An 877-nucleotide genomic window follows, 5' to 3' on the forward strand; every position below is an offset into this window, starting at 1 on the left:
GCGGCGGCCAGCCGTGCGCTGTCGCGCGCCGGCGCGGCGTCGAAGCGTTCGGCGAGCGCGTTCAGGTCCGCGCGGTTCGCGAGGCGCAGGATGTCGGCATGGGTGGCGGCCGCCACGGGCAGCCGCCGTCCGGGGCACGCGATGAAGAAGCGGCCGCTGGCCGGGTCGGCGCCCAGCGTGATGTCGCCGGCTGCGAGCGCGTCGCCATAGGGCATGCCGAGACACGGCAGCAGCACCTTGCCGTCGAGTGCCGGATCGGGCGAGTGCCAGTCGATGTCGAAATGGCGCGCATAGGGGCTGGCGGGGCCCCATTCGAGCACGTCGTTCCACCAGCCGTTCGACGAACCGCCGACGCCCATATGGTTCGGCACGATGTCGACGATCACGCCGAGGCCGCGCGCGCGCAACGCGTCGACGAGCCGATTGAAACCCGCTTCGCCGCCGAGTTCGGGATTGAGCGTGCCGTAATCCACGGTGTCGTAGCCGTGCCGCGAGCCCGGTTCGGCGGTCGCGACCGGCGACAGGTACAGGTGACTCACGCCGAGCCGCGCGAAGTAGTCGGCGTGCGAGGCCGCGTCGTCGAACGTGAAACCCGCATGAAGCTGCAACCGCAGCGTCGCGCGCGGCGTCATGCGCCGCGCTCCCTTGAACGGCGCGCCTGCACGACGGCGGCGATGCGTTCGCGCACGTCGGCGTCGAAGAGCGTGTCGATTGTGCGCGGCAGCCGTTGCCGCCAGTTCGGGTGCCCGCACGGCGGCCCCGGCAGGTTCGGCTGCGCGTCCAGCGCGAGCAGGTCCTCGAGCGGCACGATCGCGAGCGGCGACGGGCTGCGCGCGACGTACGCGAGGATCGCGCCGACCGGCGGGGCATCGGCCGG

2 protein-coding genes are annotated in these 877 nt (G+C 72.7%); both read right to left on the reverse strand.

Annotation, left to right across the window (positions count from 1 at the left end):
- On the reverse strand, nucleotides 1–632 hold a 632-nt coding region (locus DPV74_RS41580), incomplete at its 3' end, for an alpha-amylase family glycosyl hydrolase (RefSeq protein WP_240440122.1).
- Nucleotides 629–877, reverse strand: a 249-nt coding sequence (locus tag DPV74_RS41585; protein ID WP_205571997.1) for a 4-alpha-glucanotransferase, incomplete at its 5' end; no start/stop codon positions are given. The genes DPV74_RS41585 and DPV74_RS41580, both read right to left, overlap by 4 nt.

The sequence above is a fragment of the Burkholderia sp. HAN2018 genome, assembly GCF_024704855.1.
Taxonomy (GTDB): domain Bacteria; phylum Pseudomonadota; class Gammaproteobacteria; order Burkholderiales; family Burkholderiaceae; genus Burkholderia; species Burkholderia cepacia.